Below are 16,584 nucleotides of genomic sequence, written 5' to 3'. Positions count from 1 at the left end.
CGGCATGCGACCGCTGCCCTACCTGCCGAGAGGACAGCAGTCCGGCGGACATCGATCGGGCCAGGAACCCAGGACGCCTACGGCCGGTCTGGCCGCCGACGGGGACAACCGCTCTTCGACGAGCTCCACGATCATGTCCACGAAGCGGGGATGGGTCCCCGCCGTCTCCGCCCGGACCATGCGCACCCCGAGTTCATCGCAGCAGGCCCGCGCTTCCACGTCCAGGTCGTAGGCCACCTCCATGTGGTCGGAGATGAATCCCACGGGGATCACCACGATTTCACGGTCCGCCTGATCCGCCGCGGCGGTTTCGTGGAACCATCGGATGTAGTCGCAGACGTCGGGTTCCAGCCAAGGCTGGGCGGGCGGACCGCTACGGCTCTGGAAGGTCAGCGCCCAGGAGGACGCGCCCACGCGCTCGCTGATGAGCCGGGACGCTTCGCGGAGCTGCGCTTCGTACGCGCAGCCGCCGGCCATGGCCAGGGGTATGCTGTGGGCGGTGTATACGAGGTGCGCCCCCGGACGGCGTTCCTCCGGAAGGCGATCCATAGCGGAGCGAACGCGCGCTGCCATCGTTTCGATGAATCCCGGATGATTGAAAAAGGGCCTGATTTTCTCGATCACCGGTGCGCCGGACCCCGCGTCGCGACGGGCATCCTCGATGTTCTCCAGGTACTGCCTGCAGTTTGACCAGGAGCTGTACGGGGACGTGACGAAGGCCAGCGCCCGCTGGATCCCGTCCGCGGACATGCGCCCGGCCGTATCCGAAAGCAGGGGATGCCAGTTCCGGTTTCCCCAGTAGACCGGCAGGGAAAGGCCGCGGGTTTCCAGCGCCACCTCCAGGGCGGAGATCAGCGCGCGGTTCTGGCCGTTTATCGGGCTGACCCCGCCGAAATGATGGTAGTGTTCCGCGACCTCCATCATCCGTTCCCGGGGGACGCGCCGGCCCCTGAGCACGCGCTCGAGGAAGGGGATGACATCGTCTGGGCCTTCGGGGCCTCCGAAGGATACCAGGAGCAGTGCGTCGTAGTTCGGCAAGCTTCCTCCCCGTATGGTGTTCAGACCCCGTATTTCCTTGCCATGCTACCTCGACGCCAGTAATTTACGCACGGCTGGATCCATCGGAATATCACGTGATATCGCGGAATTTGCAACAGGGAAGCGCAGTGAGTGAAGAAACCGGGAAAACCCCCGACATCCTTGAACACGGAGCGCCCGTTGACGGGCAGCCCCAGACGGCCGAAACGCGGCTGTATATGCAGCTCAACGTGTTCACCCTGTCCGGCACCGGATCCGCCGGCCAGCCTGGCCAGCCCCGGCAGAACCGGACCATGGCGAACGACATCGCGGCCAGGCTCAAGGATTCCGGCCTGGACGCCGCAGTGTACCTCGATGTCAACGATCCCGTGGGCATCGGCGTGCTGTTTCTCGCCGAAGATCCCGACACCTTCGTATCCGATGTACGGAACCTCCTGACGGAACGGCCATTCGATGTCCTGGACCGTCGCGGGTCCATGACGATGCTCGGCAGGACCTACTCCATGGGATACGAGCCGGATTTGATGGAATCGCTCATCCACCGGCCGCGCAACACCGTGCTCAATCCCGACTGGACCTGGGCCATCTGGTACCCATTGCGGCGCAACGGCGCCTTCGCGAGGCTGGAACACAAGGAACAGCGCCAGATCCTGATGGAGCACGCCCACATCGGACGAGCCTACGGCCGGGCCGACTTCGCCCACGATATCCGCCTGGCCTGCTACGGGCTCGACGAGGCGGACAACGACTTCGTCATCGGGCTTATCGGCAAGGAACTCTACCCGCTGTCAAGGGTCGTGCAGGACATGCGCAAGACCCAGCAGACCGCATTGTACATCGATTCGCTCGGACCGTTCTTCGTCGGCAAGAAGATCTGGCCCTAGCGACCCGTAACGGTCGAGCGACCCGTAACCTACCAGCGTCATCCTCCCGAACCGTCTCGCGCCCGTTCCATAGTCTCCAGCGCCTTGAATCCCAGGACGGCGCAGGCGGACGCCACGTTCAGTGAATTCTTGTAGCCCCGCGTGGGGATCTCGACCAGGCAGTCGCAGCGCTCCAGTACGTCCCGGCTCACCCCGAGCGCTTCGTTGCCGAGCACAATGGCCAGTTCGTCCGGAAACACCGCGGCGGCGTACGACACCGACTCCGACGTGGTTTCGGCGGCCCACACCGCGATGCTCTGATCCTGCAGGTAGTCGACCGCATCGACGGCCGTTTCGAAGTAACGCCAGGGGACGTAGTCGATGGTGCCCAGGGCGGTCTTCTCCAGTTTCGCGTGGGGCGGACAGGCCGTGTATCCGCACAGGAAAAGGCCCTTCACCCGCAGGATATCGCAGGTCCGGAAGATGGAGCCCACGTTGAATGCGCTGCGCAGGTTTTCCAGGACGAAGTAGAGAGGCAGCTTGGGCAGCCGGTCGTACGCTTCCTTCGTGATCTCCGCGTCGAAGCTGCGGACCTCGAAGTTCGTCTCCATGTCTCCGGTTCTCCAGGATGGCGCGGGGCGTTCATTCCCGCGGGGCGTTCATTCGCGCGGGGCGTTCATTCCCGCGGGGCGTTTATACGCGCGGGGCGTTGATTCCCGCGGGGCGTTCAGGGCAGCAGGTCGTTGATCTCGTCCCTGAGCCTAAGGGTGGCCGCCCGGGCGGACTCGGCGAAGTCATGGCCACCTGAGGAGTAGAGGATGCTCCGGGAGGAGTTGATGAGCAGCCCGCCGCCATGCTCGTCGGCGCCTTCGCGGATGACCGTTTCCAGGTCGCCGCCCTGGGTACCGATCCCGGGGATCAGCAAGGGCATATCGGGCGCGACGGCGCGGATGCCCGCCAGGGATTCCGCCTGTGTGGCCCCCACGACCAGGCCCGCGTTCCGGGAGGTGTTCCATGACCTGGCCGCGCTGGCCACCTCCAGGTACAGCGGGTGTCCGTTGACGGACAAGTACTGAAATTCACGCGCGCTTTCGTTGGAAGTCAGGCAGAGGATGAAAACCCCCCGGTCGGTGTAGTCCAGGAAGGGCTGCACGGAATCCCGTCCCTGATAGGGATTGACGGTCACCGCGTCGAAATCGAAATGCTCGAACAGCGCCTTTGCGTACATGCGGGCACTGTTCCCCATGTCTCCCCTCTTGCAGTCGCAAATGACCACGACCCCATCCGGTATAATCGTGAGCGTGCGCTCCAGCGCTTCGTAACCCCTGGAGCCCATGACCTCGAAAAACGCGATGTTCAGCTTGTAGGCCGAAACGAGGTCCGATGTGTGCTCGATGATCGCCCGGTTGAAATCGAATACCGCGTCCGGTTCCGACCTGAGGTGCTCCGGGAATCGATCCAGGTCCGGATCGAGCCCCACGCAGACCAGGCTGTTTGCTGCGGCCCGGGCGCGGTTCAGACTTTCTACGAACGGTGACATGGGGCGTCCTCATGTGAAGGGATTTGAATGCTTCCGATCAGCGAACGGACCGAGTGCACTTCCGACGCGGCGCACCATTCGGCCAGCGCACGCGCTACAGACGGTCCGGCACGGGGTTCGACGAAGGTGGCCGTGCCCACCTGGACGGCCGTGGCGCCCGCAACGAGGAACTCCACGGCGTCTTCTCCGCTCATGATGCCGCCGATGCCGATGACCGGGACGGCCACCTGGCATGCGATCCGGTAGACGGCCGCAACGGCCACGGGCTTGATGGCCGGACCCGACAGACCCCCCGTGACGGCGCCGAGCATGGGGAGGCGCGTGCGGATGTCCACCGCCATGCCTCGCAGGGTGTTGATGGCCGATATGGCGTCGGCGCCGGCCTCTTCGACGCTGCGGGCGATCTCCCCGATGTCCGTGACGTTCGGCGTGAGTTTGGCGATGAGCGGCAGTTCCGTGATGCCCCTTAGCGTGGAAACCAGTTCCGCCGCGCGCCGTGGATCGGTACTGAAGTCCATGCCCCCGGACACGTTAGGGCAGGACATGTTGATCTCCAGGGCGTCGATGCCCTCGCAGTCCGACAGGCGTTCGGTCACGTAGACGAACTCCTCCACCGGACCTCCGCCCACGTTGACGATCAACGCGGTGTCCACCTCTCTCAAGTACGGCATCTTGTCCCGGATGAAGGCCTCCACGCCCACGTTCTGCAGTCCGATGGAATTGAGCATGCCGGCGGCCGTCTCCGCGGCCCGGGGTGGGGGATTGCCCGGCCAGGGCTCGGGCGTGAGCGTCTTCGTGACGATGCCGCCGAAATCGGATAGATCCACGAACCGACCGTATTCCGATCCGTATCCGAAGGTGCCCGATGCGGCGAGCACGGGATTCCTCAGCTTCAGCGCACCGATGTTTACCGTCAAATCGGGTGGTGCCGTCACAGCACGACCTCCTGCATGTCGAACACCGGGCCAGCGTCGCAGACCCGCTTGTAGCGTCGGGACGAAGACGGTTCACCGTGGACGGCGCCGGGAGCGGCGCCTGGGTCAGCACCGGGGGCGGCGCAGGGCACGACACAGGCCATGCACACGCCCACGCCGCAGGGCATGATCCCCTCGAGGGAGACCTGTCCGTCGATACCGGCCTCCCGGGCGATTTCCTGGCAACGCCGCATCATGGGCGTCGGTCCGCAGGCATAGAGATAGGCGCATCGCCGGGGCGAGGAGGCCAGTTCCCGTTCCAGCAGGTCCGTCACCAGGCCGTGATGGCCCGTCGTGCCATCGTCGGTCGCCAACCTGACGTCGACCCCGTGTTCGCGGAATTTCTCTTCCCCGCTCAAGAGGCTCGCCGTGGCCGCACCGAAGAGCACCGTTATTTCCGAGGGTCGCGCATGTCCATCCCTTACCGTCTCCTGGACCAGGGAGAGAAAGGGCGCTACGCCGACGCCCCCGGCGACCATGATCACCGGCCGTCCCGCGCGCACCGGCTCGAACGTCCTTCCCAGGGGTCCGAGCACGTCGACCCGTTCTCCGCGGCGCCGTGTCGCCAGGATCTCGGTTCCGCCGCCGACGATCCGGTATATGAGCCCGAAAACGCCGCGTTCCGGATCACGTTCGGCAATGCTGAAGGGTCGCCTGAGCAAGGGGGTGTGACGGAGCCAGGTCTGCCGGCTGCTGTCCTCGGAGACATCGGAAGCGATCAGGTGTACGAAGTGACCGGGCAGGGCGTGTCGTGTGATTTCGGGTGCCAGCAGGTCGATCCAGTACAGGCCGGGACCGATCTCACGGTTGGAGAGGATCTCGGCGTCGTACTGGCAGATGGGGATGGTGGACATGCTCCACTACAATACAGCCGGCCGGGCCGGATGTCAACGCATCATTTGTCCGGGTCCGGGTCTGGGTCCGGGTCCGGGTCTGGATCCGTGCTCGGGTCCGGGTCAGCAGCGGCGCGCAGTTCCTCCATGAGGCGAATCTTGTCGCGGACGGAACTTGCCTGTTCCGATCGGGGATGGCGTTCCACGATTTCGCGATAGCGGTCGAGGGCGGTATCCGGATCGTCGAAATGCGTTTCGGCGAGCCAGCCCAGTGCGAAGAGCGCACGCGGTGCGTATTCACCATCCGGATACCTTTCGAGGACCCGTTCGTAGAGCCCGCGCGCGGAGTCCGGCCGGTCGGCTTCGAAAAGCAGCCGTTCCGCCTCGGCAAAGAGCCGGTCCGGGGGAAGTTCACCTGCGATGGGCTTCGACCGCAGGATGGCTGCTTCCATGGCGTGCGCGGTCCCGGGATACCGCACGGCAATGGAATCGAAGACCGAACGCGCGTTATCCGTGTCATTCAACATCTCGTCGAGTATCCAGCCCCGTGCGAAAGCGGCCTTGGCGGCCATGGAGGGATCATTCGACACATCTTCTATGGCGCGGTACTGGCTCAGTGCCGAATCGGCCATCTCCAACTGAAACAGGTACAGTTCCGCCACCTGGTATCGCAGGCCGACCGCGTCCGCCGTCAACTTCTCGTAGTTCGACGAGGTTGTCGATTCGGGATCGCCGGTGGTTTCCAGCGCTTCCATTGCGGCCAGCAGGTTTCCGAGGTTTCCGTCCAGACGTCGCAGTTCGCGAATGGCGCGATGCTTCCGGTCGGACTCATCGCCGACCCAGAACGAACGCGGACTCTTGCGCCGCGCCTCGTCATACCATTTTTCCGTCAGATCGAGATCCCCCGCGATCCGGTAAAGTTCCCCCAGTTCGAACATGGACCGGGAGACTTCCTCGGCGTGGTTCCGGTCGGACTCGAAACGGGTGATGAGCGACTCGTACGTGGAGACGGCCGATTCATTCAGGTCCATTTCGGCCAGGCACGCGGCGCTCGCCAGCATGACCTCGGGGTGGTATTCGCTGAAGGCGCGCTGATCCAGCAACGACTCGTATACACCCAGCGCAGCCGGCAGATCCCCCTCGCGCCGCAGGCTTTCTCCGAACATGAAAGCCGCCTGAAACTTAAGCTTCCGGGTCCGTGCATGCTCAATGGCCTGTGTGAGATGTTCCCGGGCTTCGGCGAACCGATGCGCTCCAAGCCTGGCGCGTGCGATGTAGTACCGGGCCTCCGCCTCCCGTTCATCGCCGGGGCGCGTTTCCAGCACTTCCTGGAACCGCGCGACGGCTTCCCCGTAACGGCCGCCGCCCAAGGCGATCTTTCCCCGAAGCATCAGGGCGTCCGGAAACCGGTCGCTGCCGGGAAACTCCCTGACGAAGCGGTCCAGCTGTTCATCGGCCCGGGTTGAATCTCCCGCGTTGAGGAGGCTGTAGCCCAGGGAAAAAACGCAGTGGCCGGTAAATTCGCCGTCGGGGAACAGCCTCAGCACCTGCTCGTACCGCTTGATGGCCTGCAGATGCTGTCCCTGGATCGCCCGGACGTCGCCGATCAGTACCAGCGCGTCGTCTACATAAGAACTTCCGGGGTGATCCCGCAGGACAAGACCCGCGTTTTCGACGGCAAGCTCGTAGGAGGCAAGGGCCAGGGGCGGTAAGGCGCCATCGGGAGTTTGCTGGTTGAGACGAATCCGCTCCCCTTCCTTGAACGCTTTCCTGGCGTTGTAGAACGTATTGTAGTACGCGCATCCGAAGATCACGCACACCAGAGTGAACAGGATCAAGGAAGTCCTGCGCATCTCAATCTCCGAACTTGTAGCCGACGCCCCGGACGGTCGTGATGATATGCACGCCGTGGCGTTCGATCTTCATGCGCAGCCGTCTCACGTGCACGTCCACCGTCCTCGTACCGCTGAAATAATCGTATCCCCAGACGGCGGTCAGCAACTCGTCCCGCGTGAACACCCGTCCCCTGTGCCGGGCCAGGTGCTTGAGCAACTCGTACTCCTTGAGGGTCAGGTCGATCGCCTTGCCCCGGATCGTGACTTCGTAGTTGCCCAGGTTGATCAGCAGGTCGCCCCAGACGATCATATCCTGGATCTGCACGCTGTGGCGCCGCCAGAGGACGTTCTTGATGCGAAGATCGAACTCGCGGACGTTGTACGGCGCGCAGATGAAATCGTCGATTCCCCGGGTGACGTCGAGGTCTCCAATGGCGTCACAGCCGGTCAGGACGATGACCGCGGGGGCGTGCCGGAACCCGCGCGACCGCAGCTCGTCCATCACGAAGGGAAGGACCGACCGGGGCCGGTCCGTCTGGATGAGCAGGACGTCCGAATCGGGTATGCGAGCGTGGAGGTCTTCAACAACGGTGTAATGCAGTTCCGTTAAGGGGTAACCTGCGCCGCTCAACCACCTGATCAGCGGTTCGACGGGTTCCTGGCGGGCAATAAGGATCGATATTCGGGGAAGCCCGTTGCCGCTAAGTCTAACGGTCATGGGGTCTCACTACAGGCCCACGTTGGTAGGAGCAACCGGTTGCGACGAACGGGCTATCCCGCGAATGGCGTCAGAACGGAAGATCGTCGTCGGAATCGGACTCGGGCGAAGAAGGCGGCACTTCCGTCGCCGTGCTTGTGGTTCCTCCGGGCGGGTCCGATGCAAGCTCATTCTGCTGGCGGGCACTCAGCATTTGCATCTCGTTCGCCACGATCTCAGTCATGTACCGTTTCATCCCGTTCTGATCCTCCCAGGAACGGGTCTGCAGCCGTCCTTCCACATACACCGGTGCGCCTTTCTTGAGATACTGGCCACAAATTTCCGCCAGTTTCGAAAAGGCCACGATCCGGTGCCATTCCGTTTCTTCCCGCCGTTCTCCGTCCTGCGTGTTCCACTGGCGCGTCGTGGCCATGCGGAAGTTGACCACGGCCCGGCCGGCAGGCGTGTACCTCATCTCGGGATCCGCGCCGAGATTACCGATCAGAATGACTTTATTCAAACTGGCCATTGGGGATGCTCCTTATATGAAAAAGAATGAAGTGAGTATAGCGCGATACACAGAGCGAGTCAAGCGAATTTCCCGCTGTCCCGGGACTGCCGCGCGGGATAAAACCGCTTGCTTATCCCCGGAATCGCGCGCTATATTCGAATAGTCGAGGGACCTTTGAAAAACATCGTAACTATTGTTGACGGAACCCGACATCGGACGCGTCGGAACGCCCTCCCCCGGCCCTTTATCCGCCCGATTGGCCCATGACCCTCCCGGTTCACCTCTACCGATACGTGTTCAAGGCGCACGTCGGTCCCTTTCTCTTCTCCTTCGTGATTACCACGTTCATCCTCGTGATGGACATCATATTTCAGATCGCCGACCTCATCATCGGCAAGAACCTCGACCTGTTCATCGTGCTCGAGGTGTTTTTCCTCAATCTGGCCTGGATCGTCGCAGTATCGATCCCCATGTCCGTGCTGGTCGCCAGCCTCATGGCATTCGGCCGGCTTGCGGCCGATAACGAGGTCACCGCGCTCAAGGCAGGCGGCGTCAGTTTCTTCCAGATGGTATCGCCGGTCCTGTTAGCCGGGATCCTCCTGGGGAGCGGCCACCTGTTCTTCATGGACGTCATACTGCCCGAAGCCAACTACCGGGCGCGCTCGCTCATGAACGACATCCACCGTGCGCGTCCCACGTTGCTCTTCACCGCGGGCATATTCATGAAGGAAATTCCGGGATACAGCATCCTGATCGACCGGGTCAACCCGAGAAACAACGAAATCGAAAGTATCACCATCTACGAGACGGAGAACATGCGCTACCCGCGCCTCATGACGGCGAAGTCAGGGGAATTCCACGTCAACGAGACGGGCAGCCGGCTCGATCTCATGCTGTACGACGGAGAACTGCTTCAGCAGGACGAATCTTCGGGGCGCTATCTCAAAGAGATCTTCGAGCGGCAGCGGTTTACGATCCGCACCGAACCGGCCGGAGTCCAGCGGTCGGAGGCAGGAGTCCGGGGCGACCGCGAGTTGAACATCCAGATGATGCGCGCCAGAATCGATGAGTGGCAACAGGAGATCGACGAAGCATCCTCGAAATTGGTACCTGGGCCGGTTTACCCGGATGCGAAGGCGGATTCCCTTGAAGCGGAGAGGGACCGGGCGGAGCGGACGGTCTCGCTGAGGCAGCGGCAGAAGAACAGCTACATCGTGGAGATCCACAAGAAGTACGCCATTTCAGCGGCCTGTTTCGTCTTCGTGCTGATCGGCGCGCCGCTGGGGGTTCGCATCCGCCGCGGCAGCATCGGCGTCGGCGTGGGCGTCAGCCTGTGCTTCTTCCTGCTGTACTGGGCCTGTCTGCTCGGCGGTGAAGAACTGGCCGACCGCGACATGATCGATCCCGTCTGGGCGATGTGGGCGGCGAATATCGTCATCGGCGTTCCCGGCGCCGTCCTGGTCTGGGTTACCGGCAGGGACCGCATCTGACGGACATGCTTGGATCCGCTTCGACTCGCTTCGACTCGCTTCGATACCACCGGAGGAACGCCGTTACATGTCCCTGATCACCCGGTACGTGCTCCGCCTGTTCATCACCGCCATCGCCGTCAGTCTCGTTGCCTTCGTCAGCATCTTCTTCGTGGTCGATCTCATCGAGCAACTGGATCGTTTCCTCGACCGCGAGGTGGCCCCGGTATACATCGCGCTCTACTACGTCTATTACACGCCCTATATCTTCGTACTCACGATTCCCGTCAGCCTGCTGCTCGCCAGCCTGTATACCTTCGGTCAACTGACCAGGCTGGGCGAGCTGACCGCCATGAAGGCATCGGGGCTCAGCATGTACCGGCTGCTGCGGCCCCTGCTCCTTGTCAGCGCAGTGGTAAGCGGGTGCCTGTTCTGGGCCGGTGAGTGGCTCGTTCCCCATTCGAGCATGAAGCGGGCCGAAATCCAGTCGGAACACGTCGACCTGCAGGGCGGAGCAGGTCAGCACGTCCGGAACGACGTGTATTTCAGGGGAGAGGGAGGGCGCCAGTTCTATATCCGCGTATTCGACGGACGCGACGCGCAGGGCACGGGGGTTTTCGTCACCGAATTCCGCGACGGACTCGTCTCCAGCGTGCTCTCGGCGGAAAGCGCCGTCTGGATGGACGGGCGCTGGCTGCTTTCCAACGGGGTGGAACGTCGGTTCCGGACGGGAGGTGGATTGTCCGAATACACTGCATTCGCCGAACTGGAACCGGACGGATGGTCCGAAACACCGGAAGATTTCATGCGGGGGCAGAAACGGCCCGAGGAGATGAGCTACGGCGAACTCGACCAGTTGATTCAGAACGTCGAGCTGGGAGGCGGAGACGTGCAGGGCTACCTCGTGGACCTCAACCTGAAGATCGCCTTTCCCAGCGCGGGCCTGATCATCGTGCTGCTGGGTGGCGCGCTGGCCTCTCACCTGAGACGGGGCGGCGTAGCGGTGGGATTCGCCCTGAGTATCGGTATATGTTTCGTCTACTGGGGGCTGCTCCGCTTTGCCCAGGCCTTCGGACACGCCGGATTGCTCGAGCCCATGGCGGCGGCATGGGGCGCCAATGCCCTCTTCTGCCTGGTGGCCCTGATTCTGCTAGTCCGAGCGCCTAAATGAGACTCGCGTCGCGCGGCAACACCCTGGTCCGAGCGCCTAAATAGGACTCGCTTCGCCCGGCAGCACCCTGGTCCGAGCGCCTAAATAGGACTCGCTTCGCCCGGCAGCACCCTGGTCCGAGCGCCGAAGTGAGATCCTTACGGCTCAGGCGTGGTTTCTGAGCTCCTCCGCCTTGTCGCAGTTCTCCCAGGTAAAGCCCGCCTCGTTGCGCCCGAAGTGTCCGTAGGACGCCGTGGGACGGTAGATCGGCCGGCGCAGGTCGAGGCTCTCGATGATGCCCTGGGGCGTCAGGTCGAAGTGCTTGCGGATCAGACGGGTGATCTCCAGGTCGTCGACCGCGCCGGTGCCGAAGGAATTGACGTTGACGGAAACCGGTTCCGCCACGCCGATGACGTAGGCGAGTTGGATCTCGCATTTCTCGGCCAGTCCGGCCGCGACGACGTTCTTGGCCACGTAGCGGGCCGCGTAGGAAGCCGAGCGGTCCACCTTGGTGGGATCTTTGCCCGAATAGGCCCCGCCCCCGTGGCGGCAGTAACCGCCGTAGGTGTCCACGATGATCTTCCGGCCCGTCAGGCCGGCGTCTCCCTGGGGTCCGCCGGTGACGAAACGACCGGTCGCGTTGACGTGGTACTTGATCCGGCCCGGGTCGATCAACTCCTCCGGTAACGCGGGACCGATCACCTCGTTGACGATGTCCTCCCGGATCTGCTCGTTCGAAACGTCCGGGTCGTGCTGGGCGGCGATGACCACCGTGTCGATCCGGCGGGGCTGGCCATCGACGTATTCCACCGTGACCTGCGATTTGCCGTCGGGACGCAGATAAGGGGCCGTGCCGTTCTTACGGATCGCCGCGAGATTCCGGGTCAGCCGGTGGGCCAGGGTGATGGGCAGGGGCATCATCTCGGGGGTCTCGTTGGTCGCGTAACCGAACATCATGCCCTGGTCGCCCGCGCCCTGCCGGTCCACCCCCATGGCGATGTCGGCCGACTGCTGATCGAGGGAGACGACCACGCCGCAGGACTCCCAGTCCAGCCCGAACCCGGAATCCGTATACCCGATGGATTTGACGGTCTCGCGGGCCACACTTTGCGCGTCCACGTGGCCGTCCGTCGTGATCTCCCCGCCAACGACTACCAGGCCCGTGGTGACGAAGGTTTCACAGGCCACGCGGGCGTAGGGGTCCTGTTCGATGACGGCGTCCAGCACCGCGTCGGAAATCTGATCGGCGACCTTGTCGGGATGGCCTTCGGTAACGGATTCGGAAGTGAAGAGGTAACCAGGTGTCATGCGTCTTGCTCCTAACGAGCTGCCCGTGGGTCGGGAACGATCGGTTTAGTGGTTTCGGTTAAGGGTCAGACGAATACTTCGCATTGCGCGCCGGCCGGGCCGTCGGGGCTGTCAGGGCTGGCCGGGTTACCCGGGCCGACCGGAACACGCCTTACCGTATCGGCCAGGACGGCATGGGGGGCAACGATGGACCCTCTGAGGTCGCAGTTCTCGATACGGGCGTGGCTTTCGATGATGGCGTCGCGGATGACGGTGCGCGCGACGGAAGCCCGGGACGAAATGGCGACGTGAGGACCGATGACCGACCGGTGGACACGGGCGTCGGACGCGATGTCTACCGGCGGAATGATTACGCTGCCGGGTATGTCACAACGCCCCCCGTTCAGATCGAGCAGCCGCCTGTTGGCCTCCAGCAGACGGTCCGGTGTGCCGCAGTCGTACAAGTCGTCGACTTCAAAGGGGACCAGGTGTTCGCCCTGTTCCACCATCCACTGCAGGGCGTCCGTCAGCTGATACTCGTTCCGGGTCCTTCGTCCGGACCGCACAAGTGTTTCCAGTCCTTCCATGAGCGGCCGCGGACTGGAGAAACCGTAGATTCCGGCGATCGCGAGATTCGATACGGGATGGTCGGGTTTCTCCACCAGCCGGGTAATCCGCCCGTCCTCGATTTCAACCAGTCCGTACCGGCTCAGGTAACCGGCGACCCGCTTGACGCCGATGGCGTTGCCGGACGGCTCCCCGGCCAGGAAAGCGAAATCGGAAAGGTAGATGACATCCCCCAGCAGGACCAGGAGCGGATCGTCATCCACGAGGTCCGCACACAGGTGCACGGCGTGTCCGATCCCGAGCGGCTCGCGTTGCACGACGTACCGGGCTTCGAGGTCGTCCCGCCGGTCGACGAACCGGCGGATGGCGTCACCCGAAGGCGAGATCACCAGCACGACGTCGCGGATGCCCATGCCGGTTACCTGGTCGAGCAGGTATTCCAGCACCGGCTTGCCGGCGACGGGGACCATGGCCTTGGGAGTTTCAAGCGTGAGGGGGCGCAATCGGCTGCCGCTGCCAGCGACGGGAATGATGGCTTTCATGTAACTTCCTTGCGCGTGTGCACCCTCTCCCGGCGGAACGCGCCGGGACCGAAAATAACGGTTCAGTAAGAAACAGCGGCCCCGTGCCGCGCGCAACAGAAATCATGGTTTCCGGCGCCGGACCGCACGGCTGTTCAGAAGATCGAACCGAGCCAGGCGCCCAGGGCCTCCATCCGGCCGGTCAGCAGGGAGATGCGCGCCATGACCGTGTACCCGAAGGCCGCGCCGAAGGTCACCATCAAGACCCAGATACCCGCGCGGGACACTTGTCCCAGCACGCCTTTGTGCTCCACGGAGAAGAAGAAGTACACCAGGCCGCAGATCACGCCCAGGACGAGCACGATGTGTGAAAAGCTGGCGCCCCAGAGCAGGTTGCCTGATGCGTCGAGCACCACGAGGGGGATCATGGTGCTCTGGACCTGGATGATGAAGTCCGAATCGAGGAAGCGGGGCAGGTTGAATCCCGCCGCGCCGCCGACGATGAAGGCCAGGGCCCAGCGGCTGAGCCAGGCCCAGCGGTCGATCAGGCGGGTGAGCAGCAGCAGGCCGAAGACGGCGGGGATGATGTAGTAGTAGTCCGGCGACCGGCCCTCTGCGCCGGGCACAACGCCCGACATGAGCGAAGGGAACAGCTTGCCGAGCAGATTCGGCACCAGGTGGTCCCAGAACCCGACGGCCATCAGGTAAGCGGCCGAAACGCCGACGAACAGGTGTTCGGCGAACTTGTAGAAGGGATTGTCCCGGTAAAGGAAACTGAGGATCATCAGCGTGAGGGCCGCGTCGATCCAGAGCATCAGCGTTACATCCATTAAAAGGTCCTCTATGGCCGGCGTACCGCCCGGTTACCCTGGCCCGTTCGGCCTGCCCGGGCCGCCCGGCCAGACCGACCGAAGAAATAGGCCAGGTTGCCCAGCAAGACTAGCAGGACGATCAGCACGTGGGTCACGACCTGGGGACCCATGCGCATGGTGGCCTCCATAGTGGCGTTCCGGTAGGCCGGATACCGGTCCACCAGGGCGGACTCGTACTCGGAAGCCCCTTTGAGGCCGCCCATCAAGCCGACCAGTTGCTGGGGATAGTAGGGATAGAGTTCCGGCGCCACCACGGCCGTGCCGCCGCCCATGACGGGAATCCCCGCGATGTCGCCCGCGAACTGGATCCACTCCTTCAGTCCGGGGTCCCCAGCGGTCAGGCTCAGGATGATGACGTAGTCCACCATCTCGTCCACGTCCGCGGTTATGGGCAGGTCGTCGAGCGGCGTGCCCTCCGCGTCGGCGTTGACCAGCGTCCTGAAGTTGACCACCATGGTGTTGATGGCGCCGCCCAGACCGGCCTTGTACCCCAGGTTCACGTAGTCCCGCCCGTACGCCTTGTCCGGGAACTCCACGGGCAGCAGGTTGTCCGTGATCTTCTTGATCTGTCCCACCCCTTCGGGGAACAGGGTGAAGAAGGACACTTCGTGGCCGCGTGTCATCGTATGCCGCACGAGGGCCTTCGCCATGGGATCCAGCTCGGGCGCGGTGTCCGGGCCGTAATCGAAGGAAAGGAACACCCGCGACCCGGACGGAAGCCGTTCCACGGTGTCGAAGATCGACTGGACGATGGGCGTGGGGCTGTCCTGGAAGCGGGGTTTCAGGAGCAAGGGGATGCAAACCGCCGCCCCGATCAGCAGGAAGATGATCCGGCGGTCGATCTGCAGGATGGAATCGGGAATCCGCATGCTCATTCTCCCCGGCCCAGGTAGTTTCGTTCGATCCCCAGGATGATGCGCAGCGAAGTCGCGATGACCCCCAGGGCGATTCCGATCATGATGGCCCGCTGGCCGGCCGTATTGGGCCAGGCCATGATCCAGTTGGCCAGGTTCGGCAGTTCGAGGAATGCCAGGCTTTCCGGCATCCAGGCCGTCAGCCACGCCCCTACGGGGGTCCTGCCCAGCAGGATGACCATGGCGGCCGACAAGAGGATGGTGGCCTCCTTCGTGCGCGCCCTGAAGGCGCGGTAGGAAGCCGAGGCGACGAAGAAGGCCAGCAGGGAGAACATGGTGGCCGACAGCGGGTTGTAGACCCCGTCGAACATGAACCGAAGCCAGGAACCCGAGGCCAGGATCTCCCCGCCCATCCCGCCGGGGTTGCCCACCTTGAACAGGCCGATCACCAGGGTGACGAGGAAGGCCACCAGGGTGACCACGCTGTAGGGCCAGTCCGCGGCGCGGCTGGAAACGCGTTTCAGGTGGATCTTGAGCAGGCTCCCTCCGCCGAGGATGAACGCAAAGACGGTAATGATGGCGAAGTAGTCCGAGAAACTCTCGTAGAGCGTATTGAAGGGGCCCCGCGTCACGAAGTATCCCGTAATCAGGACCACGCCGATGATGAAGGTGATGATAAGGGGTATTCTACGGCGCATGGGATCTACCTGAATAGCCAGAGTACGATTTCGGAGACTTCGCGGACGGTTTCACTTCCGGTAATGGATTCCAGGGTGGCCAGCGCACTGCCGGCCAGGATGAATACGATGGCGATGCCCTTGCCGGCGTCCTGTCCCTTCAGGCTGCCCAGCATGCGCGGTTCCTTGGACAGGTACGCGCTGGCGGCGAACAATTCCTCTCCGATCAGCGTATAGTCGCAGGCCGCTACGAAGAAGGGCAATTGGGGAGGCCTTGCCGTTCCCGCGATCTGTATGGCCCCGATGGAGTTGCCCGTTTCCGCCAGGATGAGGGACTCGGCGTAGAACCCGCCCAGGTAGAAGCAGGCGGCCGGCTTTTCCCGTACGATGATGCCGTCGACGGCCGCCGCGTATGCGAACTGCGCATCCGAGACGTAGTGGATGTCGTCCTCCTGGTAGGCGTCGGGGCGGCCCGCGGTCAGGTAGGACTGCTGCACGGTTTCCCGGGCCACGCTCATGACGAGGGACTTGCGTACGGGCACGTGCAGCCTGGAATCGTAGCCCGCGATGATGGTGGCGAGATGACCCAGCAGGTTCATGGACGCGATGGTCTGCACCTCGTCCATGTCGTTCAGGCCCGGGACGTAGAGGATGGGTTTGCCCATCTCCGTCGCCCGTCCCACGGCTTCTTCCACCGTCTCCAGGCCGGCGATCTTGCGTATGAAAAGCGGCCGGCCCGCGGAGGCCAGCACGACGTAAAGCAAAATAGCGCCCGTCAGGATGATCCCCAGGACCAGGGCCTGGGTCCGGTCCGCGTTGAACCAGCCGGATTCGGCGCCGGCCTGGGCTAGAACGGGGTCCGCCTGCAGCAAGGAGAAGATCGCCGCGAACGCAAA

General features: G+C 63.4%; 17 protein-coding genes. 3 read left to right on the top strand and 14 right to left on the bottom strand.

Features of this window, described 5'->3' with window-relative positions; genetic code table 11:
- Positions 1-18: 18 nt before the first annotated feature.
- On the bottom strand, positions 19-1,038 hold the full coding sequence (locus F4Y38_11030) for a ferrochelatase (GenBank protein MXY49810.1): 1,020 nt from the start codon (positions 1,036-1,038) through the stop codon (positions 19-21).
- A 128-nt stretch (positions 1,039-1,166) separates the two neighbouring features.
- Here F4Y38_11030 and F4Y38_11025 point away from each other — a divergent pair, with 128 nt between their 5' ends.
- Complete coding sequence (locus F4Y38_11025) at positions 1,167-1,922, top strand: chlorite dismutase family protein (GenBank protein MXY49809.1); 756 nt, start codon at positions 1,167-1,169, stop codon at positions 1,920-1,922.
- A 38-nt stretch (positions 1,923-1,960) separates the two neighbouring features.
- On the opposite strand, the gene F4Y38_11020 is transcribed toward F4Y38_11025, so the two are convergent.
- The 7 genes from F4Y38_11020 to F4Y38_10990 all read right to left on the bottom strand — a co-directional run bounded on the left by F4Y38_11020 (position 1,961) and on the right by F4Y38_10990 (position 8,309).
- Positions 1,961-2,512 (bottom strand): RNA methyltransferase, encoded by a 552-nt coding sequence (locus F4Y38_11020; GenBank protein MXY49808.1) that lies wholly within the window; start codon positions 2,510-2,512, stop codon positions 1,961-1,963.
- Positions 2,513-2,628: 116 nt separating this feature from the next.
- Positions 2,629-3,441, bottom strand: a complete 813-nt coding sequence (pyrF, locus tag F4Y38_11015) for an orotidine-5'-phosphate decarboxylase (GenBank protein MXY49807.1) — start codon at positions 3,439-3,441, stop codon at positions 2,629-2,631.
- Positions 3,426-4,376 (bottom strand): dihydroorotate dehydrogenase, encoded by a 951-nt coding sequence (locus F4Y38_11010; GenBank protein ID MXY49806.1) that lies wholly within the window; start codon positions 4,374-4,376, stop codon positions 3,426-3,428. The genes pyrF and F4Y38_11010 overlap by 16 nt, the downstream gene beginning before the upstream one ends.
- The gene (locus tag F4Y38_11005; protein ID MXY49805.1) at positions 4,373-5,269 is read right to left on the bottom strand and encodes a dihydroorotate dehydrogenase electron transfer subunit; all 897 of its coding nucleotides are present in this window, start codon (positions 5,267-5,269) and stop codon (positions 4,373-4,375) included. The genes F4Y38_11010 and F4Y38_11005 overlap by 4 nt, the downstream gene beginning before the upstream one ends.
- Positions 5,270-5,310: 41 nt before the next feature.
- Entirely contained in the window at positions 5,311-7,101 is a 1,791-nt protein-coding gene (locus F4Y38_11000) for a tetratricopeptide repeat protein (protein ID MXY49804.1), read from the bottom strand.
- Between the two features lies 1 nt (position 7,102).
- On the bottom strand, positions 7,103-7,585 hold the full coding sequence (locus tag F4Y38_10995; GenBank protein MXY49803.1) for a response regulator transcription factor: 483 nt from the start codon (positions 7,583-7,585) through the stop codon (positions 7,103-7,105).
- Between the two features lie 286 nt (positions 7,586-7,871).
- Complete coding sequence (locus F4Y38_10990; protein ID MXY49802.1) at positions 7,872-8,309, bottom strand: single-stranded DNA-binding protein; 438 nt, start codon at positions 8,307-8,309, stop codon at positions 7,872-7,874.
- Positions 8,310-8,554: 245 nt separating this feature from the next.
- On the opposite strand from F4Y38_10990, the gene F4Y38_10985 reads away from it, so the two are divergent.
- Both F4Y38_10985 and F4Y38_10980 read left to right on the top strand, forming a co-directional pair.
- On the top strand, positions 8,555-9,781 hold the full coding sequence (locus tag F4Y38_10985) for a YjgP/YjgQ family permease (GenBank protein ID MXY49801.1): 1,227 nt from the start codon (positions 8,555-8,557) through the stop codon (positions 9,779-9,781).
- 67 nt (positions 9,782-9,848) lie between these two features.
- Positions 9,849-10,931, top strand: a complete 1,083-nt coding sequence (locus F4Y38_10980; GenBank protein MXY49800.1) for a YjgP/YjgQ family permease — start codon at positions 9,849-9,851, stop codon at positions 10,929-10,931.
- A 144-nt stretch (positions 10,932-11,075) separates the two neighbouring features.
- Here F4Y38_10980 and F4Y38_10975 read toward each other — a convergent pair whose 3' ends face one another.
- From F4Y38_10975 to F4Y38_10950, 6 genes are all read right to left on the bottom strand, one after another.
- A complete protein-coding gene (locus F4Y38_10975) occupies positions 11,076-12,218 on the bottom strand; it encodes a methionine adenosyltransferase (protein MXY49799.1) in 1,143 nt (380 codons plus the stop codon).
- A gap of 65 nt (positions 12,219-12,283) precedes the next feature.
- A complete protein-coding gene (locus F4Y38_10970) occupies positions 12,284-13,306 on the bottom strand; it encodes an NTP transferase domain-containing protein (protein ID MXY49798.1) in 1,023 nt (340 codons plus the stop codon).
- A gap of 134 nt (positions 13,307-13,440) precedes the next feature.
- Positions 13,441-14,115: a hypothetical protein gene (locus tag F4Y38_10965; protein ID MXY49797.1), complete on the bottom strand. Its 675-nt coding sequence runs from the start codon at positions 14,113-14,115 to the stop codon at positions 13,441-13,443.
- A gap of 11 nt (positions 14,116-14,126) precedes the next feature.
- Positions 14,127-15,026 carry a hypothetical protein gene (locus F4Y38_10960; protein ID MXY49796.1) on the bottom strand — a complete coding sequence of 300 codons (900 nt, stop codon included), beginning with the start codon at positions 15,024-15,026 and terminating at the stop codon, positions 14,127-14,129.
- A 2-nt stretch (positions 15,027-15,028) separates the two neighbouring features.
- Entirely contained in the window at positions 15,029-15,709 is a 681-nt protein-coding gene (locus tag F4Y38_10955) for a hypothetical protein (protein ID MXY49795.1), read from the bottom strand.
- Between the two features lie 5 nt (positions 15,710-15,714).
- A complete protein-coding gene (locus tag F4Y38_10950; GenBank protein ID MXY49794.1) occupies positions 15,715-16,560 on the bottom strand; it encodes a hypothetical protein in 846 nt (281 codons plus the stop codon).
- Between the last annotated feature and the right edge of the window lie 24 nt (positions 16,561-16,584).

It is taken from the genome of Gemmatimonadota bacterium (assembly GCA_009838645.1).
In the GTDB taxonomy this organism is placed as follows: Bacteria; JAAXHH01; JAAXHH01; order JAAXHH01; family JAAXHH01; genus JAAXHH01.
This window is presented reverse-complemented; position numbering and strand designations above follow the sequence as displayed.